Raw genomic sequence first — 21475 nt, 5'->3', positions numbered from 1 at the left:
GTGATTGCGGATGATAGCTTGTGTTCTTCCCTCAAGAACAGTAATGATATTGAGCTGATCAAAATCTTGTGCGATAAAACTCATCTTTCCCTTGGTAAAGGCATACTCGTCCCAAGACATAATCTCTGGAAGACAAGAAAAATCATGCTTAAAGTGAAAGTCATTGAGCTTACGAATGACAGTTGAAGTTGAAATGGATAGCTGATGTGCAATATCAGTCATAGAAGTCTTTTCAATTAACTTTTGAGCAATCTTTTGGTTGATAATACGAGGAATTTGATGATTCTTCTTGACGAGAGAGGTTTCGGCGACCATCATTTTCGAGCAATGATAGCACTTGAATCGACGCTTTTTCAGAAGAATTCTGGTAGGCATACCAGTCGTTTCGAGGTAAGGAATCTTAGAATGTTTTTGAAAGTCATATTTCTTCATTTGACTTCCGCAATCAGGGCAAGATGGGGCGTCGTAGTCCAGTTTAGCGATGATTTCTTTGTAGGTATTCATATTGATGATGTCTAGAATCTGGATATTAGGGTCTTTGATATCGAGCAGTTTTGTGATAAAATGTAATTGTTCCATAGGATTCTTTCTAATGAGTTGTTTGATCGCTTTTCATTATAGGTCATATGGGACTTTTTTTCTACACAAAAATAGGCTCCATAAGATCCATAGGGGATTTACCCACTACAAATATTATAGAGCCGATATTGTAAAGTATCTAGATAGAAAATTCAGAAAATTTGCTCTTTTCCCTTGAAAATTTTTGAAAAAATGGTATCATAGTAACAAGCTATTTTTAAGAGAAGAGAAAGGGGAACGATGGAGAAAATCATTTTAGACTCACCTAAGTCGGGATCGGATCTTGTTTTGGAAACACTTCGTGACTTAGGAATCGATACGATTTTTGGTTATCCTGGTGGAGCGGTACTTCCTTTATATGATGCTATTTATAATTTTAAGGGAATCCGCCATATTCTAGGTCGCCATGAGCAGGGCTGTCTTCACGAAGCTGAAGGTTATGCTAAGTCAACAGGAAAACTGGGTGTTGCAGTCGTCACAAGCGGACCAGGAGCTACAAATGCCATTACAGGGATCGCAGATGCTATGAGCGATAGTGTTCCCCTTTTAGTCTTTACTGGCCAAGTGGCACGTGCTGGAATTGGGAAAGATGCTTTTCAAGAAGCTGATATCGTTGGTATCACCATGCCAATCACTAAGTATAATTATCAGGTTCGAGAAACTGCGGATATTCCACGGATTATTACGGAAGCTGTGCATATTGCGACTACAGGTCGTCCAGGGCCAGTCGTCATTGACCTTCCAAAAGATGTTTCTGCGCTTGAAACAGACTTTATTTACTCTCCAGAGATAGATTTACCAAGTTATCAGCCAACACTTGAGCCAAATGATATGCAAATCAAGAAAATCTTGAAGCAATTGTCTAAGGCTAAAAAGCCAGTCTTGCTAGCTGGGGGTGGTATTAGTTACGCTGAGGCTGCAGCAGAGTTAAATGAATTTGCAGAGCGTTATCAAATTCCTGTTGTGACCAGTCTTTTGGGACAGGGAACAATCGCAACTAGCCATCCACTGTTTTTGGGAATGGGTGGAATGCACGGTTCCTTTGCAGCTAATATTGCCATGACTGAGGCTGACTTTATGATTTCTATTGGTTGTCGTTTTGATGACCGTTTGACTGGAAATCCTAAGACCTTTGCTAAAAATGCAAAAGTAGCGCATATTGATATCGATCCTGCAGAGATTGGTAAGATTATCGCAGTTGATATTCCGGTTGTTGGTGATGCGAAAAAGGCTTTGCAACAATTGCTTGCAGAACCAATTGTTCGTAACAATACTGAAAAGTGGATTGAAAAAGTTACCAAAGATAAGAATCGTGTTCGAGCTTATGATAAGAAAGAACGTGTCGTTCAACCTCAAGCAGTTATTGAACGCATCGGTGAGTTGACCAAGGGTGATGCTATTGTTGTAACAGACGTTGGGCAACACCAAATGTGGACGGCTCAATACTATCCTTACCAAAACGAGCGTCAATTGGTAACATCAGGTGGTCTAGGAACCATGGGCTTCGGAGTTCCTGCAGCTATTGGTGCTAAGATTGCCAATCCAGATAAAGAAGTTGTTCTCTTTGTCGGAGATGGTGGATTCCAGATGACCAATCAGGAATTAGCAATCTTAAACATTTACAAGATTCCAATCAAGGTCATCATGCTTAACAACCACTCACTTGGAATGGTTCGCCAGTGGCAAGAAGCCTTCTATGATGGTCGAACTTCAGAGTCGGTATTTGAAACCTTGCCAGACTTTCAATTGATGGCTCAAGCCTATGGAATTAAGAATTATAAGTTCGATAATCCTGAAACTCTTGAGAAGGATTTGGAAGTCATAATGGAAGATGTACCAATGTTTATTGAAGTAGACATTTCTCGTAAAGAACATGTTTTACCGATGGTACCAGCTGGTAAGAGTAATCATGAGATGTTGGGGGTGAAGTTTAATGCGTAGAATGTTAACAGCCAAACTTCAAAACCGTTCAGGTGTTCTCAATCGCTTCACAGGAGTCTTATCGAGACGTCAAGTCAATATCGAAAGCATTTCTGTTGGCGCAACGGAAAATCCTAATGTATCACGAATTACCATTATCATTGATGTTGCCTCACATGATGAAGTGGAGCAAATCATCAAACAACTTAATCGTCAGATTGATGTGATTCGCATTCGTGATATCACGGATCAACCCCACTTAGAACGAGAAGTGATTCTTATAAAGGTTTCAGCTCCTGCTGAAAAACGTGCAGAAATTTTGGCTATCATCCAACCTTTCCGTGCAACAGTAGTCGATGTAGCTCCAAGTTCCATTACCATTCAGATGACTGGGAATGCAGAAAAGAGTGAAGCCTTAATTCGAGTGATTCGACCATATGGTATTAAGAATATCGCTCGTACGGGTGCAACTGGATTTACCCGCGACTAAAAATCCAACCTCAATTTGTTAAACTAGCCTAATAGGCAATAAAAATAGAAAAGAGAGAAAAAACTATGGCAGTTCAAATGGAATACGAAAAAGATGTAAAAGTAGCAGCACTTGACGGTAAAAAAATCGCCGTTATCGGTTATGGTTCACAAGGTCATGCTCACGCTCAAAACTTGCGTGATTCAGGTCGTGATGTGATCATCGGTGTACGCCCAGGTAAATCTTTTGACAAAGCAAAAGAAGATGGTTTTGATACATACACAGTAGCAGAAGCAACTAAGTTAGCTGATGTTATCATGATCTTGGCTCCAGACGAAATCCAACAAGAATTGTACGAAGCAGAAATTGCACCAAACTTGGAAGCTGGAAATGCAGTTGGTTTTGCACATGGTTTCAACATCCACTTCGAATTCATCAAAGTTCCTGCAGATGTTGATGTCTTCATGTGTGCTCCTAAAGGACCAGGACACTTGGTACGTCGTACTTACGAAGAAGGATTTGGTGTTCCAGCGCTTTACGCTGTCTACCAAGATGCAACAGGAAATGCTAAAGACATCGCTATGGACTGGTGTAAAGGTGTTGGTGCAGCTCGTGTAGGTCTTCTTGAAACAACTTACAAAGAAGAAACTGAAGAAGATTTGTTTGGTGAACAAGCAGTACTTTGTGGTGGTTTGACTGCCCTTATTGAAGCTGGTTTTGAAGTCTTGACAGAAGCTGGTTATGCTCCAGAATTGGCTTACTTTGAAGTTCTTCACGAAATGAAATTGATCGTTGACTTGATCTACGAAGGTGGATTCAAGAAAATGCGTCAATCAATTTCAAACACTGCTGAATATGGTGACTATGTTTCAGGTCCACGTGTAATCACTGAACAAGTCAAAGAAAACATGAAAGCAGTTCTTGCGGACATCCAAAATGGTAAATTTGCCAACGACTTTGTAAATGACTACAAAGCTGGACGTCCAAAATTGACTGCTTACCGTGAACAAGCAGCTAACCTTGAAATTGAAAAAGTTGGTGCAGAATTGCGTAAAGCAATGCCATTTGTCGGTAAAAACGACGATGATGCATTCAAGATCTACAACTAATTTTTAAGAATATAAACAGAAGGCGAGTTGGGGGGAACCTAACTCGCTTTTTATTTTGAAAACTCATCGAGGAGGAGATTATGCTAAGTGCAAAAGATGTGGTGAAAGCCCACAAGGTTTTGAGTGGTGTAGTAGCCAATACGCCACTTGACTACGACCATTATTTATCCGAAAAATACGGAGCGAAAATTTATCTTAAAAAGGAAAATGCTCAACGTGTCCGTTCTTTTAAAATTCGTGGGGCTTATTACGCAATTTCCCAATTGACAAAAGAGGAACGTGAACGTGGTGTAGTGTGTGCTTCAGCGGGAAATCACGCTCAAGGAGTTGCCTACACATGTAATGAGATGAAGATTCCTGCAACAATCTTTATGCCAATTACGACACCTCAACAAAAAATTGGTCAGGTTCGTTTTTTTGGTGGTGATTTTGTAACCATTAAATTAGTAGGGGATACTTTTGATGCTTCAGCCAAGGCTGCTCAAGACTTTACCGTAGCTGAAAATCGTACTTTTATTGATCCCTTTGATGATCCCTATGTTCAAGCTGGTCAGGGGACAGTAGCCTATGAAATTTTAGAAGAAGCTCGTAAAGAATCTATTGAATTTGATACTGTCTTGGTACCTGTTGGAGGCGGAGGTCTCATTTCAGGTGTTTCTACTTATATTAAAGAAACAAATCCTCAGATTGAGGTCATCGGAGTAGAAGCTGAAGGTGCTCGTTCGATGAAGGCTGCCTTTGAAGCTGGAGGACCGGTTAAACTTAAAGAAATTGATAAGTTTGCGGATGGGATTGCAGTGCAAAAAGTAGGACAGTTGACCTATGAAGCAACACGCAAACATGTAGAAACTCTTATCGGAGTGGATGAAGGTTTGATTTCTGAGACCTTAATTGATCTCTACTCTAAACAAGGTATCGTAGCAGAACCTGCGGGTGCTGCTAGTGTTGCAGCCCTAGAAGTATTATCAGACTATATTAAGGGCAAGACCATTTGTTGTATCATTTCTGGAGGGAATAATGACATCAACCGTATGCCAGAGATGGAAGAACGTGCCTTGATTTATGATGGTATTAAGCATTACTTTGTAGTGAATTTCCCACAACGTCCGGGAGCACTTCGAGAGTTTGTAAATGATATCTTAGGACCTCATGATGATATTACTCGTTTTGAATATATCAAACGAGCTAGCAAGGGAACTGGTCCAGTACTAATAGGGATTGCACTTGCTGATAAACATGATTATGCGGGATTGATTCACCGGATGGAAAAATTCGACCCGTCTTATATTAACTTAAATGGGAATGAAACCCTATATAATATGCTTGTTTAATATGCTATGAAATTTTTATCATATTATTTGCCTAACCTATTTACTAGTGCTATAATGTAAGTGAAGAAAGGGGGAGATTCCCATGGTTTTAAAAGTTATACTTGTTCTAATTATTCTAATGCTTATTGTAGGAGCTATACTAATGAGCTCAATCTATGTTGTTCGACAACAATCAGTAGCTATCATTGAACGATTTGGTAAGTATCAAAAATTGAGCAATAGTGGTATTCACCTAAGAGCACCATTTGGGATTGATAAAATTGCAGCTCGTGTACAACTGCGTCTCTTGCAAAGTGAAATCGTTGTGGAAACCAAGACTCAAGATAACGTATTTGTGACGATGAATGTTGCGACACAGTACCGAGTAAATGAACAAAATGTTACAGATGCTTACTATAAACTAATGAGACCTGAGGCTCAAATCAAATCTTATATTGAAGACGCATTGCGCTCATCAGTTCCTAAGTTAACTTTGGATGAATTGTTTGAGAAAAAGGATGAAATTGCATTAGAAGTTCAAAAACAAGTAGCGGAAGAAATGTCAACGTATGGGTACATTATCGTCAAAACGCTCATTACCAAAGTAGAGCCGGATGCGGAAGTCAAGCAATCGATGAATGAAATCAATGCTGCTCAACGTAAGAGAGTAGCAGCACAAGAATTGGCCGAAGCAGATAAAATTAAGATCGTAACAGCGGCCGAAGCAGAGGCAGAAAAGGATCGCTTACATGGTGTGGGGATCGCAGAGCAACGAAAAGCAATTGTTGATGGACTTGCTGATTCTATTAAAGAGTTAAAAGGAGCCAATGTTGAATTAACTGAAGAGCAAATCATGTCAATCTTGTTAACTAACCAGTATTTAGATACATTGAATAATTTTGCAGAAAAACAAGGTAATAATACAATTTTCTTACCAGCAAATCCTAACGGAGTTGAAGATATACGAACCCATATATTATCGGCTTTGAAAGCTAAGTAAATGTAATCTTAACGTCTTATTTGATTGGATATATGTTTTTTTATTGACAAATGCCATAAAAACGTATACAATTAAATATCGTAAAGAATAAAATAGGAGAAAAACATGGCTAAGACTAACTTTGAAAAAGTAGAATCAGTTGTTAGCTGGGTTCGTGATAAGAAGATCACTGGTTATCGTATTTCTAAAGAAACGAATGCACGTGAAATGTCTATCATTGCTCTAGCTCAAGGACGTGCAAAAGTTAAAAATATTTCCTTTGAAACAGCCCTTGGATTAATTGATTTCTATGAAAAAAATCATGAAAAATTTGAAGATTAATCTTTGGATACAAGCAGACTCTAATTAGGGTCTGCTTTTATTTATGGAACGGCGAAATAGCCATGCTATGACCTGCTCAACAAATCTATTTGTTAGAATGAACTAGGTTGACAGGGAGCTGAGTGATCTCATACTCTTCGAAAATCAAATTCAAACCACGTCAGCTTCGCCTTGCCGTACTCAAGTACAGCCTGCGGCTCGCTTCCTAGTTTGCTCTTTGATTTTCATTGAGTATCACTCATGAAAATCAAATAAAAGATTAGGAATATAGCTACAAGCAATACTTGCTCAGGAAACAGAAGAAGGGATAAAGCTGATTTTTAAAGTATATAAAAAGAGGTCGGGATAAAAAACTCCGACCTTGATTTTTATGTTCATGAGCCTTTGACTCAATGTTGATTGGGGTTTGAATAGGAAAACAACTCTTGGTTTAAGAGGTTTATCTAATCGCTTTTATCTTATCCTAAATAGCGTTGTAAAAATTCTCTTGTACGTTCCTCTTTAGGATTTGTAAATAAATCTTCAGGTTTGCCTTCTTCTGCAATCACACCTTTGTCCATAAAGATGACACGGTGTGATACGTCACGAGCAAATTCCATTTCGTGGGTTACAACGATCATTGTCAAGCCTTCTTGAGCTAGTTCTTGCATGATTTTAAGAACTTCACCGACCATTTCAGGGTCAAGGGCTGAAGTAGGCTCGTCAAAGAGAATGGCATCAGGATTCATGGAAAGTGCACGAGCAATGGCTACACGTTGCTTTTGACCACCAGAAAGTTGTTTTGGTTTAGCTTGCCAGTAGCGCTCTCCCATTCCAACTTTTTCAAGGTTTTCTTTAGCAATTTTCTCTGCTTCTGATCGTTCACGTTTGAGGACAGTTGTCTGTGCAACAATCGTATTTTCAAGAACGTTGAGATTTTCAAAGAGGTTAAAGGATTGGAAAACCATGCCTAGTTTTTCACGATAGTGAGTGAGGTTATACCCTTTTTCAAGGACGTTTTCACCGTGATAAAGGATCTCACCTTCAGTTGGTGTTTCGAGAAGGTTGATAGAACGTAGGAAGGTTGATTTACCACTACCGGAACTACCAATGATAGAAATCACTTCTCCTTTATGAATAGTGAGAGAGATGTCTTTTAGGACCTCGTTTTGCCCGTAGGATTTTTTGAGGTGTTTGATTTCAAGGATTGGTTGACTCATTATTTCAAATCCTCCGTTTGCATTTGGTTAGCACCTGTTGTATAAGTATCCATATCCATACGTTTTTCGATGAAGCGTAGGATACGCGTTACTGTGAAGGTGAGGACAAAGTAGATAACTGCGATGATGGTAAAGGTTTGGAAGTACTGGTAGGTTTGTGTTGCTACTGTATTTCCTGAGAAGTAAAGTTCTACAACAGAGATAACGTTCAATACAGAAGTATCCTTGATGTTGATGACGAACTCATTACCAGTTGCTGGTAGAATATTTCGAACAACTTGAGGCAAAACAATCTTACGCATGGTCTGGTTATGAGTCATACCAAGTGCAGTTGCTGCTTCAAATTGTCCCTTATCAACAGCTAGGATACCACCACGGACGATTTCAGTCATGTAGGCACCAGTGTTGATCGAAACGATAAAGATAGCAGCTAGCGTACGGTCTAGGTTGATCCCGAAAGCTTGAGCAGTTCCATAGTAGATAACCATAGATTGTACAATCATAGGAGTTCCACGGAAAATTTCGATATAGATATTGAGAATCCAACCGATTAGTTTTTGAATGCCGAAAATAAATTGATTTTCTGATAGAGGTGCCGTACGGAAGACCCCGATAGCAAGACCGATAGCGAGACCAACGATAGTACCGATAATTGAAATGAGAAGGGTAATACCAGCACCACGCAAGAGTTGTTGCCAGTTTTCAGTTAGAATTTTGGCGACTTGGCCAAAGAAATTACTGTTGCTTTCTTCTGTCGTTGTAGATTCTGCTGGTTGCTCTTTAATCATACGATCCATGAGCGCAACTTGTTCATCTTTAGAAATGGTTTCAATACTGGCGTTGATTTGGCTGATACGGTCATCATCTTTACGAAGTCCAATAGCGATAGATGTATCTTCTTCACCAGTTTTAAAACCAGGTTCAGGCTGAATCATTTTGAACTTAGCGTTTGCTGATTCGGCAGTGAGAGCTTCAGGACGTTCAGAAACATAGGCATCAATGACACCAGCTTCAAGAGCTTGACGCATTTGGGCGAAATCTCCCATGGCAGTTTCCTTCTGAGCGCCTGAGATTTGTGAAATCAAATCATAAAGGTAAACACCTTGTTGAGAAGTGATTTTTGCTCCGCTAAAGTCCTCTAGCGATTTGGCGTTTGCATAGGCAGAATCCTTTTTGACCAAAAGTACTGGTTCGCTAGTATAGTAGCTGCTTGAAAATGCAATTTCTTGTTTGCGTTCAGCAGTTGGGCTCATACCTGCAATGATCATATCAATCTTACCAGAAGTAAGGGCTGGAACAAGTCCTTCCCACTTGGTTTTAACAACCAAGGGCTCTTTGCCTAGGTCCTTAGCAATCTTTTTAGCTATTTGGACATCGTAACCATTAGCATATTGGTTGGTTCCATCGATTTTGACAGCGCCGTTACTGTCGTCATCTTGAGTCCAGTTAAAGGGTGCGTAGGCTGCCTCCATACCGATGCGTAAATATTCATCGGCTTGGACCTGGCTAACTAGTCCTAAAGTAAGGGCTAGGCTAGCAAGGATAGTTAAGCATAATTTTTTCATGATTTCTCCTATTTCTAGTCTAAAATTGCTTCTCTCTATTGTATCGAAAAAGCGGAACTTTTTCAATCTTAGTAAACCCTTACTTGTAAAAAATGATATAATAGTGAAAAAAATTGAAAGGGAGTATACGATGAAAAAAAGATGGCTATTTACTTTGGTGTTTGCCTGTTTGCTATTGGTACCGCGCCTGGTTTTTGCTGTAGACTTTGATATTCTATCTTATAAGGGAGATTTGAATATTCATGCAGATAACACAGCAGTTTTCCAACAAACAATCACCTATCGTTTTAAAGATGATTTTAATGGTCAATCGGTTGGACTAGGAAAAGCAGGGAAAATGCCAGAAGGATTTGAGATTGATGATGATCCAACTGTGCTAGTATCAAAGAATGGAGAAATTATAGAAGATGCCCTTTCTTATACAAAGGAAAATGGGAAAGGCTATCAAGTAATAATTTTAAATCCAGGAAAAGCTGGAGATACTGTACGTGTAACCATTACCTGGCAATTGAAAAATCTTCTTTTCTTATATCAGGATATTGCTGAGCTGAATTGGCAACCACTGACAGATAGTTCAGGAGACATCAAAGACTTAGAATTTCGAGTAACTTCAGATAGTCCGGCAGAGAAAGTTTTTTTTCATACTGGAAAACTCCTCAATGAGGGTAGTGTCGAAAAAGTAAATGATATTTATCGGGTGAAGATGAAAAATCTTCCTAGAAAACGTCAAGTTGAGCTACATGCCTATTGGCCCAGAGAGGCTTTCTCGGTAGCTCCAAGCCAAGGGCTGGAAGAAGAGCGTTTAAGAGATTTTAAAAAAATTGAGATAGAAATAAAAGCTAGCAAAGTGCAAGCTAGTCTCATGATAAAGTGGATTTTCCCAATAGTCTTTATCGTGTTATTGATGATGACCATCATGTATTATCGAGCATTTCGTAAACATACGGCCCTCAAAAAGGTATATCCAAAGGATCATCGACTCTACGAACCCCCAATGGATCTACCTCCAATGGTTTTGGCGGAGGCTATTTACTCTACCTCCTTGGAGGAAATCAGTCCCTTGAATAAGAAGAAGTTTGGCAAATTCTCTTTTGAACGATTGATTCAGGCGACCTTGCTAGACTTAGTTGATCGAGGGCATTTATCTATTTTTCAGGGTGAGGAGGAACCCTGTTTGAAAATCAATAGTGAAAAAGGCTTGTCGAATTTTGAAAAAGAATGCTTGCGAATGACTCTCTCAACTAATAAAGAACTGGCTCTTTCAGACCTTTTTCCAGAGTATCAAGTTTCTTCAGGACTATTCCATGGAGCTAAGGAAGCTGATGAGCAGCATATTCGCGAATTCGGTTTGCATCTCAAGCGTTCCTTCGAGAGACGACTTCAACGCATGCAAAGTTGTGTTCGAGACAAGGTAAAAATTCTACGTCTTCCAAGCTATTATCGTCCTTTGACTGATAAAGAAAGTGGTCTTGTGAATGGTATGAAAGTCTGTTCAGCTATAACAGGTTTAATAGGTCTTCTTGTCTTTTATTATAGTCTGCGAACACGTGGTTATTTTTCACTTCCTTTACTTTCCCTAGGTTTAATAGGCTTACTTGCCAGTGCCTTAGTTTATTTTGTGACTCGAGGTCCATCTCGTGATGGAGTCTTAAACGAAGAAGGGGCAGAAGCCTATTACCTTTGGACAAGTTTTGAAAATATGCTTCGTGATATTGCTCATCTTGATAAGGCTGAACTAGAGAGCATTGTACTTTGGAATCGTCTTTTGGTTTATGCAACTCTGTATGGATACGCAAAGAAAGTGAATAAGATCATGAAGCTCCACAATATTCAACTTGAAAACGAAACTATGAATCTTTATGTATCTTGTGGATGGGATAAACAGTTTCATATATCTGCTGCTCACATTAATCAATACACTTCGGTCGCAAATACAGCAAGTACCTTCTCTGTATCATCTGGAAGCGGTAGCTCTGGTGGAGGTTTCTCAGGCGGTGGCGGTGGTGGAAGTATCGGCGCTTTCTAAAGAAAACTCAACACAGTCTTTAAAAGTATGATATAATGGAGGGTAGAAAAAGGAGTAATCTATGTATTTTTTTGAAATTTTAAAATCAATCTTTTTTGGGATTGTTGAAGGAATTACGGAATGGTTGCCGATTTCAAGTACTGGTCACTTGATTTTGGCAGAAGAGTTTATCCAGTATAAAGATCAAAATGAAGCTTTTATGTCTATGTTTAACGTAGTCATTCAACTGGGTGCTATCCTAGCCGTTATGGTTATCTACTTTAACAAACTGAATCCTTTCAAACCAGGCAAGGATAAAGTCGAAGTTCGTAGAACTTGGCAATTATGGTCCAAAGTATTTGTTGCGACCCTCCCTCTTCTTTTAGTCTTTAAGTTTGATGATTGGTTTGATACTCATTTCCATAATATGGTTTCAGTAGCTATTATGCTGATTGTTTATGGGGTTGCCTTTATCTATCTTGAAAAACGTAACAAAGCGCAAGCGATTGAGCCAACAGTAACTGAACTAGATAAGTTGCCTTATAAAACAGCCCTCTATATCGGACTTTTCCAAGTCTTGGCCCTTTTACCAGGGACTAGCCGTTCAGGTGCGACTATCGTCGGTGGTTTGTTAAATGGAACCAGTCGTTCAGTGGTGACAGAATTCACCTTCTATCTAGGAATTCCTGTTATGTTTGGAGCTAGTGCCTTGAAGATTTTTAAATTCATCAAGGCAGGAGAAGTTTTGAGTTTTGGTCAATTCTTCTTACTCTTAGTAGCCATGGTAGTCGCTTTTGCAGTCAGCATGGTTGCCATTCGTTTCTTGACCAGCTATGTTAAAAAACACGACTTTACGATGTTTGGTAAATACCGTATCGTCCTTGGTAGTGTCTTGCTACTTTATAGCTTTGTACGATTATTTGTATAAGAAAAAAACCTTGAGGGAAGATTCCTTCAAGGTTTTAAAATCCAGTTACAATGACACCCAATAAGCGAACGTCTTTATCTTTATCTGTCAGAGATTCGTAAAGTTGGATAGCCATTTGTGAAATAGTTTCAGCATCTTGGCTCTTTTGAGATAAGCTTTTCCGTTTAGTCATTGTAGAAAAGTCAGCATAGCGGATTTTTAAAATAACAATCTTTCCAGATTTTTTATGTTTTTGAAGACTTAGGGCAACTCTTTCCGAAAGGAGGGTTAGCTCTTTTTTGATATCCTCATCTAGATTGAGAATCTTACTATAAGTTTTTTCTTTTCCGATAGATTTACGAATGCGATTGGATTTGACGGGAGAATTATCAATGCCACGAGCCTTGCGATACAGGTCAAAACCGAGTCGACCAAAACGGTCAATGAGACTAATTTCAGAAATTTTTAAAAGATCAGCACCTGTAAATACCCCCATTTGATGCAATTTCTCAACTGTTTTCTTACCTACACCGTGGAATTTAGCGATATCCATTTGTTTGAGAAAATCTTCAGCCTCATCAGGAAGAATAACTGTCAGGCCTCGAGGTTTTTGGTAATCGCTGGCTATTTTAGCTAAAAACTTATTATAAGACACACCAGCAGAAGCAGTCAAATGAAGTTCTTGCCAAATATCTTGTTGAATTAGTCGAGCGATTTTAACAGCGGACTTGATACCGAGTTTATTTTCAGTCACGTCTAGATAAGCTTCATCGATACTCATAGGCTCGATCTTATCCGTATAACGTTTGAAAATAGCTCGAATCTGTTGACCGACCGTAGTATATTTTTCGTAGTTTCCAGAAATGAAAACGGCTTGCGGGCAACGTTCATAGGCTTCTTTAGAACTCATAGCTGAGTGGATGCCAAAGACTCGCGCTTCATAGCTACAGGTAGAAACAACTCCTCGACCACCAGTTTTTCTAGGATCACTACCAATCACAACTGGCTTCCCTTTAAGTTTGGGATTGTCTCGAATTTCAACAGCAGCAAAAAAGGCATCCATGTCAATATGGATGATTTTACGAGATAAATCATTCATTAGTGGAAAAATTAACATGGAAAAACCTCTCAGTACTAGTTTGTTTAATTTTATTATACTCTTTTTCTGAAAAAATGAAAATCAAATAACCTCTTTCAAAAATATAATACAGTTCGCGGGATATTTTGGACTGTATTAGAAAAGAAAGTATTAAAAAAGTGAGTTTTTAGTTGTTGAAATCGTTTACTGTGTGTTATACTGAATACATGAATGTAACAGATGACTGTTACTAGAAAGAAAAAAGAGGAATTAACATGGTTGTTAAGACAGTTGTTGAAGCACAGGACATTTTTGACAAAGCTTGGGAAGGCTTTAAAGGTGTTGACTGGAAAGAAAAAGCAAGTGTATCACGCTTTGTACAAGCAAACTACACTCCTTATGATGGAGATGAAAGCTTCCTTGCAGGACCAACAGAACGTTCACTCCACATCAAAAAAATCGTAGAAGAAACTAAAGCACACTATGAAGCTACTCGTTTCCCATACGATAACCGTCCAACTTCTATCGCAGGAATTGATGCTGGATACATTGATAAAGAAAATGAATTGATTTATGGTATTCAAAATGATGAACTCTTCAAATTGAACTTCATGCCAAAAGGTGGTATCCGTATGGCTGAAACTACTTTGAAAGAAAATGGTTTTGAACCAGACCCAGCAGTTCATGAAATCTTTACAAAATATGTAACAACTGTAAATGATGGTATCTTCCGTGCCTACACTACAAATATTCGTCGTGCTCGTCACGCTCACACAGTAACTGGTCTTCCAGATGCATATTCACGTGGACGTATCATCGGGGTTTATGCTCGTTTGGCTCTTTATGGTGCTGATTATTTGATGGCTGAAAAAGTAAGTGACTGGAATGCTATCACTGAAATCGATGAAGAATCTATCCGCCTTCGTGAAGAAATCAACCTTCAATATCAAGCATTAAAACAAGTTGTTGAATTAGGTGACCTTTATGGTGTAGATGTACGTCGTCCAGCATTTGACACAAAAGAAGCTATCCAATGGACTAACATTGCATTCATGGCAGTTTGTCGTGTTATCAATGGTGCCGCTACATCTCTAGGACGTGTACCAATCGTGTTGGACATCTACGCAGAACGTGACTTGGCTCGCGGTACTTATACAGAATCTGAAATTCAAGAATTTGTTGATGATTTCGTAATGAAACTTCGTACAGTTAAATTTGCTCGTACAAAAGCTTACGACGAATTGTACTCAGGTGACCCAACCTTCATCACAACTTCTATGGCTGGTATGGGTAACGACGGTCGTCACCGTGTTACTAAGATGGACTACCGTTTCTTGAACACTCTTGACAATATCGGTAACTCTCCAGAACCAAACTTGACAGTACTTTGGACTGACAAATTACCTTATAGCTTCCGTCGTTACTGTATGCACATGAGCCACAAACACTCTTCAATCCAATACGAAGGTGTAACAACAATGGCTAAAGATGGATATGGTGAAATGAGCTGTATCTCATGTTGTGTATCTCCACTTGACCCAGAAAACGAAGAACAACGTCACAACATCCAGTACTTCGGTGCTCGCGTTAACGTTCTTAAAGCTCTTCTTACTGGTTTGAACGGTGGTTACGACGATGTTCATAAAGACTACAAAGTATTTGACATCGAACCAATCCGTGATGAAGTTCTTGAATTCGAATCAGTTAAAGCTAACTTTGAAAAATCTCTTGACTGGTTGACAGACACGTACGTAGATGCTTTGAACATCATCCACTACATGACTGATAAGTACAACTACGAAGCTGTTCAAATGGCCTTCTTGCCAACTAAACAACGTGCTAACATGGGATTCGGTATCTGTGGATTCGCTAACACTGTTGACACATTGTCAGCTATCAAATACGCTACAGTTAAACCAATCCGTGATGAAAATGGCTACATCTACGATTACGAAACAATCGGTGAATACCCACGTTGGGGTGAAGATGACCCACGCTCAAACGAATTGGCAGAATGGTTGATCGAAGCTTATACAACTCGTCTACGTAGCCACAAACTATACAAAGATGCAGAAGCTACAGTATCACTTTTGACAATCACATCTAACGTTGCTTACTCTAAACAAACTGGTAACTCACCAGTCCACAAAGGTGTATACCTCAACGAAGATGGTTCTGTGAACTTGTCTAAACTTGAATTCTTCTCACCAGGTGCTAATCCATCTAACAAAGCTAAAGGTGGATGGTTGCAAAACTTGAACTCACTTGCTAGCCTTGACTTTGGTTATGCAGCTGATGGTATCTCATTGACAACTCAAGTTTCACCACGTGCCCTTGGTAAGACTCGTGACGAACAAGTTGATAACTTGGTAACAATTCTTGATGGTTACTTTGAAAATGGTGGTCAACACTGTAACTTGAACGTTATGGACTTGAACGATGTTTATGATAAAATCATGGCAGGTGAAGATGTTATCGTTCGTATCTCTGGATACTGTGTAAATACTAAATACCTCACTCCAGAACAAAAAACTGAATTGACACAACGTGTCTTCCACGAAGTTCTTTCAATGGACGATGCTTTGAGCTAAGATTCATAAATAATAAATTAAAAACCAGTCACTTTGACTGGTTTTTTTGCTATAAAAAAATATTTTAAAAAATTTGATCAAATTTGGTCAAATATCTTGACTATTACTGACCAAAGTGATAAACTAAGAACATAAGGATAAGGAAATCCTTAGAAAATCTTGATTTTAAGGTGATTATGTATTTCATCTTAAGATCAAAGTATGGGTAAAACCTAGAAAAGAGGTGCAACCTATGTTTAACATTAGTATTTTTAGAAGTCCAATCAGAAATTCTGTATTGGAAAAAGAAAAACCTGAAATTATACGTAGAGTAGCAAATTGCTAGTCTAAAATTTTTAAAACAAAGGTCAGAGAAAGTCAAAGTAATTTGACTAACTAATTTTGAAATTAAACGAGGTATAAAATATGAATAACAACTTTAACAATATGGATGATTTATTTAACCAATTGATGGGCGGTATGCGTGGATATAGTTCTGAAAATCGTCGTTACTTGATTAACGGTCGTGAGGTAACTCCGGAAGAGTTCGCGATTTACCGTCAAACTGGTCAACTTCCTAGTGAAGGAAGTGACCAAGCTCAATATGTTCAAGGTAAAGCTATGAAACAAGATGGTATTCTTGCGAAACTTGGACGTAACTTAACAGCTGAAGCGCGTGAAGGTAAGCTGGATCCGGTTATTGGACGTAATAAGGAAATTCAAGAAACATCTGAAATCCTTTCTCGTCGTACAAAGAATAACCCAGTTCTTGTCGGTGATGCTGGTGTTGGTAAAACTGCTGTAGTAGAAGGCCTTGCACAAGCTATTGTGAATGGTGACGTTCCAGCAGCAATCAAGAACAAAGAAATCATTTCTATTGATATTTCTGGACTTGAAGCTGGTACTCAATATCGTGGTAGCTTTGAAGAAAATATTCAGAACTTGGTAAAAGAAGTTAAAGAAGCTGGAAATATTATCCTCTTCTTCGATGAAATCCACCAAATCCTTGGTGCAGGTAGCACAGGGGATGGTCAAGGATCTAAAGGTCTTGCTGATATCTTGAAACCAGCTCTTTCACGTGGTGAATTGACAGTAATTGGCGCGACAACTCAAGATGAGTATCGCAACACTATTTTGAAAAATGCTGCTCTTGCTCGTCGTTTCAACGAAGTAAAAGTTAATGCACCATCTGCTGAAGATACTTTCAAGATTCTCCAAGGGATCCGTGATCTTTATCAACAACACCACAATGTTATTTTGCCAGATGAAGTTTTGAAAGCGGCTGTTGATTACTCTGTTCAATACATTCCACAACGTAGCTTGCCAGATAAGGCTATCGACCTTGTCGATGTGACAGCTGCTCACTTGGCAGCACAACACCCAGTGACAGATGTACATGCTGTGGAACATGAAATTGAAGAAGAAAAAGCTAAACAAGAAGCTGCAGCTGCTAAAGAAGATTACGAAGCAGCCCTTAATGCAAAAATTCGTATCGAAGAACTTGAAAAACAAATTGCCAACCATACTGAAGATCACAAGGTGACAGCGACTGTCAATGACGTAGCTGAGTCTGTAGAACGTATGACAGGTATTCCTGTTTCACAAATGGGTGCGACTGATATTGAACGTTTGAAAGACATGGGTCACCGTTTGCAAACTAAGGTTATCGGTCAAGATAAAGCCGTTGAAGCAGTGGCACGTGCTATCCGTCGTAACCGTGCAGGTTTTGATGAAGGAAATCGCCCAATCGGTAGCTTCCTCTTTGTAGGACCTACTGGCGTTGGTAAGACTGAGTTGGCTAAACAATTAGCTCTTGATATGTTCGGAACGAAAGATGCTATCATCCGTTTGGATATGTCTGAATACAGCGACCGTACAGCCGTTTCTAAATTGATTGGTACAACAGCTGGTTATGTTGGTTACGATGACAATAACAATACCTTGACTGAACGTGTTCGCCGTAATCCTTACTCAATTGTCCTTCTCGACGAAATTGAAAAGGCTGACCCTCAAGTGATTACTCTTCTTCTTCAAGTCTTGGATGATGGTCGTTTGACAGACGGTCAAGGTAATACTGTAAACTTCAAGAACACTGTTATTATCGCAACTTCAAACGCTGGTTTTGGTTATGAAGCAAACTTGACAGAAGATGCAGACAAACCAGAATTGATGGATCGTTTGAAACCTTACTTCCGTCCAGAATTCTTGAACCGTTTCAACGCTGTGATTGAATTCTCACACTTGAGTAAGGAAGATCTTTCTAAGATTGTTGATTTGATGTTGATTGATGTCAATAAGACACTTGCTAAGAAAGAAATCGACTTGGCAGTGAGCGATGCAGCTAAAGAATACATGACTGAAGAAGGTTATGATGAAGTCATGGGTGTTCGTCCACTACGTCGAGTAGTTGAACAACAAATTCGTGACAAAGTAACAGACTTCCACTTAGATAATTTGGATGCTAAACACCTTGAAGCCGACATGGAAGATGGTGTCTTGGTCATTCGTGAAAAAGCCTAAATCAAAGTTTTGCGAATCAAAAAAGGAACCAGCTGAAAAGCCGGTTCTTTTGTGTTAAATGACATGACGTTCAAAGGCATCATCTGAAATTCCTTGTTCAAGAATCAATTTTGCCCATTCCTTAGCTGAAAATAGGCTGTGATCCTTGTAGTTACCACAAGACTCAATGGTAGTCCCTGGGACATCTTCCCAAGTTGTTGACTCTGCAATTTCCTTGAGAGAATCCTTGATGACAGCAGCGATTTCAGCGCTAGTATGACGACCCCACATAATCATATGGAAACCTGTACGACAACCAAATGGTGAACAATCAATCATACCATCAATGCGAGTACGGATAAGCTTAGCCAAGAGGTGTTCAATCGTATGAAGTCCAGCTGTTGGGATAGAGTCCTCATTTGGTTGAACCAAGCGGATATCAAAGTTAGAAATGATATCTCCCTTAGGACCTGTTTCTTCCCCAATTAAACGGACATAAGGTGCTTTGACAATGGTGTGATCCAGTTCAAAACTTTCAACAATAACTTCTTTTGACATGGTATTTCCTTTCAACTTTCTCCTTTCATTATATCATAAAGATTTACTTGAAAACTGCTAATAAAGAGATTTTTCAAATATGAATGCCATAAAATTGACTGATTGTAAAAAAATAATTTTAAAATAGCAATTGTTTTCAATTCAATTTGAAAAATTCTGAAAATTGTATTGACACTTGGCAAAAAAGGGACTATAATGTATAAAAAGTCATAAAGGAGTTTATTATGAAATTTTCAAAAGTAATGGCCCTAGCAGGGGTGACTCTGTTAGCATCAGGTGTTTTGGCAGCTTGTTCGGGTTCAGGCTCTAGTGCAAAAGGTGAGAAAACTTTTTCTTACGTTTATGAAACTGACCCAGACAGCCTCAACTATTTGACAACTGGTAAGGCTGCAGTTGCTAATATCACAAGTAATGTCGTTGACGGTTTGATGGAAAATGACCGTTACGGAAACTTCGTACCATCAATGGCAGAAGATTGGTCAGTATCTCAAGACGGTTTGACTTACACTTACACAATCCGTAAAGATGCTAAATGGTATACTTCTGAAGGAGAAGAGTATGCGCCAGTGAAAGCGCAAGACTTTGTAACAGGTCTTAAGTATGCAGCTGACAATAAGTCAGAAGCCCTTTATCTCGTCCAAGATTCTATTAAGGGTCTTGATGCTTATGTGAAAGGTGAAGTAAAAGACTTTTCTGAAGTTGGAATTAAGGCAATTGATGATCAGACAGTTCAATACACTTTGAACAAACCAGAAAGCTTCTGGAACTCTAAAACAACTATGGGTGTTCTCGCACCAGTAAATGAAGAATTCCTTACTTCTAAAGGAAGTGACTTTGCCAAAGCAACTGATCCAAGCAGTATCCTTTATAATGGTCCTTTCTTATTGAAATCATTGGTAGCTAAATCTTCAGTAGAATTTGAAAAAAATCCAAACTACTGGGATAAGGACAATGTTCATATTGATAAAGTAAAACTATCATTCTGGGATGGTCAAGACAATAACAAACTTGCAGAAAACTTCAAAGATGGAAGCTTTTCAATGGCTCGTCTCTTTCCAACAAGTGCAAGTTATCCTGAACTCGAAAAAGAGTTTAAAGACAACATCGTTTATACACCACAAGATTCTTCAACGTACTTGATTGGTACCAATATTGATCGTCAATCTTACAAGTACACTTCTAAGACTACAGATGAGCAAAAGACATCAACTAAGAAAGCTCTCCTTAACAAAGATTTCCGTCAAGCTCTTGCCTTTGGTTTTGATAGAACTGCTTATGCTTCTCAAGTAAATGGAGAAAGTGGAGCAAGCAAACTTCTTCGTAACTTGTTTGTGCCACCAACATTTGTTCAAGCAGATGGTAAAAACTTTGGTGATTTAGTCAAAGAAAAATTGGTAACCTATGGTGACGAGTGGAAAGATGTCAATCTGGATGACGCTCAAGACGGTCTTTACAACCCTGAAAAAGCAAAAGCAGAATTTGCTAAAGCTAAGACAGCTCTCCAAGCAGATGGTGTTCAATTCCCAATTCACTTGGATATGCCTGTTGACCAAACAAGTACTACAAAAGTACAACGTGTTCAATCATTGAAACAATCACTTGAAGCAACATTAGGAGCTGACAACGTAGTTGTTGATATCCAACAACTTCAAAAAGATGAAGTTCTCAATGTTACCTACTTTGCTGAAACAGCTGCTGGAGAAGATTGGGATCTCTCAGATAACGTTGGTTGGTCACCAGACTATATCGACCCATCTACTTACCTTGATATCATCAAACCGTCTGTAGGTGAAAATACTAAGACTTATCTAGGATTTGATTCTGGTACAAACAACGCCGCTGCCAAACAAGTTGGTTTGGAAGATTACGAAAAGATGGTTGTTGAAGCCGGAAATGAAAACACTGACGTTTCAAAACGTTATGATAAATATGCTGCAGCTCAAGCTTGGTTGACAGATAGTGCATTGATTATTCCAACAACTTCTCAAACTGGACGTCCAATGTTGTCTAAGATGGTGCCATACACACTTCCATTTGCTTACTCAGGTAACAAAGGAACAAGTGAAGCCCTCTTGTACAAGTACCTTGAACTTCAAGATAAACCAGTAACTGCTGATGAATATCAAAAAGCTCAAGATAAATGGAAGAAAGAAAAAGAAGAATCTAATAAAAAAGCGCAAGAAGATCTTGCAAAACATGTCAAATAAGAAAAAAGAGGCCGGACAAAAAGTCTGGCCTTTTGATATCATTCCTGAGACATCAGTTTGAAATTTTGGTTATTGGTTTAAGCTCTGCATTGAAGTAGTAGAACAGACTTTCTAAGTCACGCCCCAGTTCATAGATAAACTACATAAACACAAGGTAACTTTTATCTATAATTTTAAAC

Annotated in this window: 16 protein-coding genes; 11 read left to right on the top strand and 5 right to left on the bottom strand. The window is 38.9% G+C overall.

Features of this window, described 5'->3' with window-relative positions:
* The coding region (locus tag TZ96_RS07975) for an ISL3 family transposase (RefSeq protein ID WP_045762794.1) at positions 1-579 on the bottom strand (579 nt) is incomplete at its 3' end.
* Between the two features lie 240 nt (positions 580-819).
* On the opposite strand from TZ96_RS07975, the gene TZ96_RS07970 reads away from it, so the two are divergent.
* The 6 genes from TZ96_RS07970 (at position 820) to TZ96_RS07945 (ending at position 6708) form a co-directional block, all read left to right on the top strand.
* The gene (locus tag TZ96_RS07970; RefSeq protein ID WP_045763622.1) at positions 820-2520 is read left to right on the top strand and encodes an acetolactate synthase large subunit; all 1701 of its coding nucleotides are present in this window, start codon (positions 820-822) and stop codon (positions 2518-2520) included.
* Positions 2513-2989, top strand: coding sequence for an acetolactate synthase small subunit (ilvN, locus tag TZ96_RS07965; RefSeq protein WP_001253809.1), 477 nt, complete (start codon positions 2513-2515; stop codon positions 2987-2989). The genes TZ96_RS07970 and ilvN overlap by 8 nt, the downstream gene beginning before the upstream one ends.
* 65 nt (positions 2990-3054) lie before the next feature.
* Entirely contained in the window at positions 3055-4077 is a 1023-nt protein-coding gene (ilvC, locus tag TZ96_RS07960; protein ID WP_045763621.1) for a ketol-acid reductoisomerase, read from the top strand.
* Positions 4078-4157: 80 nt separating this feature from the next.
* Positions 4158-5408 (top strand): threonine ammonia-lyase IlvA, encoded by a 1251-nt coding sequence (ilvA, locus tag TZ96_RS07955; protein ID WP_045763620.1) that lies wholly within the window; start codon positions 4158-4160, stop codon positions 5406-5408.
* Between the two features lie 82 nt (positions 5409-5490).
* Complete coding sequence (locus TZ96_RS07950) at positions 5491-6387, top strand: SPFH domain-containing protein (protein ID WP_000243418.1); 897 nt, start codon at positions 5491-5493, stop codon at positions 6385-6387.
* A gap of 105 nt (positions 6388-6492) precedes the next feature.
* On the top strand, positions 6493-6708 hold the full coding sequence (locus TZ96_RS07945) for a hypothetical protein (RefSeq protein WP_001140700.1): 216 nt from the start codon (positions 6493-6495) through the stop codon (positions 6706-6708).
* A 458-nt stretch (positions 6709-7166) separates the two neighbouring features.
* Here TZ96_RS07945 and TZ96_RS07940 read toward each other — a convergent pair whose 3' ends face one another.
* Positions 7167-7907, bottom strand: coding sequence for an amino acid ABC transporter ATP-binding protein (locus TZ96_RS07940; protein WP_000081949.1), 741 nt, complete (start codon positions 7905-7907; stop codon positions 7167-7169).
* Positions 7907-9472: an ABC transporter substrate-binding protein/permease gene (locus tag TZ96_RS07935; protein WP_045763619.1), complete on the bottom strand. Its 1566-nt coding sequence runs from the start codon at positions 9470-9472 to the stop codon at positions 7907-7909. The genes TZ96_RS07940 and TZ96_RS07935 overlap by 1 nt, the downstream gene beginning before the upstream one ends.
* A gap of 130 nt (positions 9473-9602) precedes the next feature.
* Between TZ96_RS07935 and TZ96_RS07930 the strand changes: the two genes are divergently transcribed.
* Entirely contained in the window at positions 9603-11498 is a 1896-nt protein-coding gene (locus tag TZ96_RS07930) for a DUF2207 domain-containing protein (protein WP_045763618.1), read from the top strand.
* 61 nt (positions 11499-11559) lie between these two features.
* Positions 11560-12405: an undecaprenyl-diphosphate phosphatase gene (locus TZ96_RS07925; protein WP_045763617.1), complete on the top strand. Its 846-nt coding sequence runs from the start codon at positions 11560-11562 to the stop codon at positions 12403-12405.
* 34 nt (positions 12406-12439) lie between these two features.
* Here TZ96_RS07925 and dinB read toward each other — a convergent pair whose 3' ends face one another.
* Entirely contained in the window at positions 12440-13501 is a 1062-nt protein-coding gene (dinB, locus tag TZ96_RS07920; protein ID WP_045763616.1) for a DNA polymerase IV, read from the bottom strand.
* 236 nt (positions 13502-13737) lie between these two features.
* Between dinB and pflB the strand changes: the two genes are divergently transcribed.
* Together pflB and TZ96_RS07910 are read left to right on the top strand one after the other, a co-directional pair.
* Positions 13738-16053 (top strand): formate C-acetyltransferase, encoded by a 2316-nt coding sequence (pflB, locus tag TZ96_RS07915; protein WP_045763615.1) that lies wholly within the window; start codon positions 13738-13740, stop codon positions 16051-16053.
* Between the two features lie 405 nt (positions 16054-16458).
* Positions 16459-18552 (top strand): AAA family ATPase, encoded by a 2094-nt coding sequence (locus TZ96_RS07910; protein ID WP_045763614.1) that lies wholly within the window; start codon positions 16459-16461, stop codon positions 18550-18552.
* Positions 18553-18606: 54 nt separating this feature from the next.
* On the opposite strand, the gene TZ96_RS07905 is transcribed toward TZ96_RS07910, so the two are convergent.
* Positions 18607-19089 carry an S-ribosylhomocysteine lyase gene (locus TZ96_RS07905; RefSeq protein WP_045763613.1) on the bottom strand — a complete coding sequence of 161 codons (483 nt, stop codon included), beginning with the start codon at positions 19087-19089 and terminating at the stop codon, positions 18607-18609.
* A gap of 224 nt (positions 19090-19313) precedes the next feature.
* On the opposite strand from TZ96_RS07905, the gene TZ96_RS07900 reads away from it, so the two are divergent.
* Positions 19314-21296 carry a peptide ABC transporter substrate-binding protein gene (locus TZ96_RS07900; RefSeq protein ID WP_045763612.1) on the top strand — a complete coding sequence of 661 codons (1983 nt, stop codon included), beginning with the start codon at positions 19314-19316 and terminating at the stop codon, positions 21294-21296.
* Positions 21297-21475 lie beyond the last annotated feature (179 nt).

Origin of the sequence: Streptococcus infantis, assembly GCF_000963255.1 — a bacterium.
In the GTDB taxonomy this organism is placed as follows: Bacteria; Bacillota; Bacilli; order Lactobacillales; family Streptococcaceae; genus Streptococcus; species Streptococcus nidrosiense.
This window is presented reverse-complemented; position numbering and strand designations above follow the sequence as displayed.

What these genes read in the sequence shown, in the direction of transcription:
- TZ96_RS07970 (WP_045763622.1), top strand. Translation starts at nt 820, where the DNA reads ATGGAGAAAATCATTTTAGACTCACCTAAGTCGGGATCGGATCTTGTT.
- ilvN (WP_001253809.1), top strand. Translation starts at nt 2,513, where the DNA reads ATGCGTAGAATGTTAACAGCCAAACTTCAAAACCGTTCAGGTGTTCTC.
- ilvC (WP_045763621.1), top strand. Translation starts at nt 3,055, where the DNA reads ATGGCAGTTCAAATGGAATACGAAAAAGATGTAAAAGTAGCAGCACTT.
- ilvA (WP_045763620.1), top strand. Translation starts at nt 4,158, where the DNA reads ATGCTAAGTGCAAAAGATGTGGTGAAAGCCCACAAGGTTTTGAGTGGT.
- TZ96_RS07950 (WP_000243418.1), top strand. Translation starts at nt 5,491, where the DNA reads ATGGTTTTAAAAGTTATACTTGTTCTAATTATTCTAATGCTTATTGTA.
- TZ96_RS07945 (WP_001140700.1), top strand. Translation starts at nt 6,493, where the DNA reads ATGGCTAAGACTAACTTTGAAAAAGTAGAATCAGTTGTTAGCTGGGTT.
- TZ96_RS07940 (WP_000081949.1), bottom strand. Translation starts at nt 7,907, where the DNA reads ATGAGTCAACCAATCCTTGAAATCAAACACCTCAAAAAATCCTACGGG.
- TZ96_RS07935 (WP_045763619.1), bottom strand. Translation starts at nt 9,472, where the DNA reads ATGAAAAAATTATGCTTAACTATCCTTGCTAGCCTAGCCCTTACTTTA.
- TZ96_RS07930 (WP_045763618.1), top strand. Translation starts at nt 9,603, where the DNA reads ATGAAAAAAAGATGGCTATTTACTTTGGTGTTTGCCTGTTTGCTATTG.
- TZ96_RS07925 (WP_045763617.1), top strand. Translation starts at nt 11,560, where the DNA reads ATGTATTTTTTTGAAATTTTAAAATCAATCTTTTTTGGGATTGTTGAA.
- dinB (WP_045763616.1), bottom strand. Translation starts at nt 13,501, where the DNA reads ATGTTAATTTTTCCACTAATGAATGATTTATCTCGTAAAATCATCCAT.
- pflB (WP_045763615.1), top strand. Translation starts at nt 13,738, where the DNA reads ATGGTTGTTAAGACAGTTGTTGAAGCACAGGACATTTTTGACAAAGCT.
- TZ96_RS07910 (WP_045763614.1), top strand. Translation starts at nt 16,459, where the DNA reads ATGAATAACAACTTTAACAATATGGATGATTTATTTAACCAATTGATG.
- TZ96_RS07905 (WP_045763613.1), bottom strand. Translation starts at nt 19,089, where the DNA reads ATGTCAAAAGAAGTTATTGTTGAAAGTTTTGAACTGGATCACACCATT.
- TZ96_RS07900 (WP_045763612.1), top strand. Translation starts at nt 19,314, where the DNA reads ATGAAATTTTCAAAAGTAATGGCCCTAGCAGGGGTGACTCTGTTAGCA.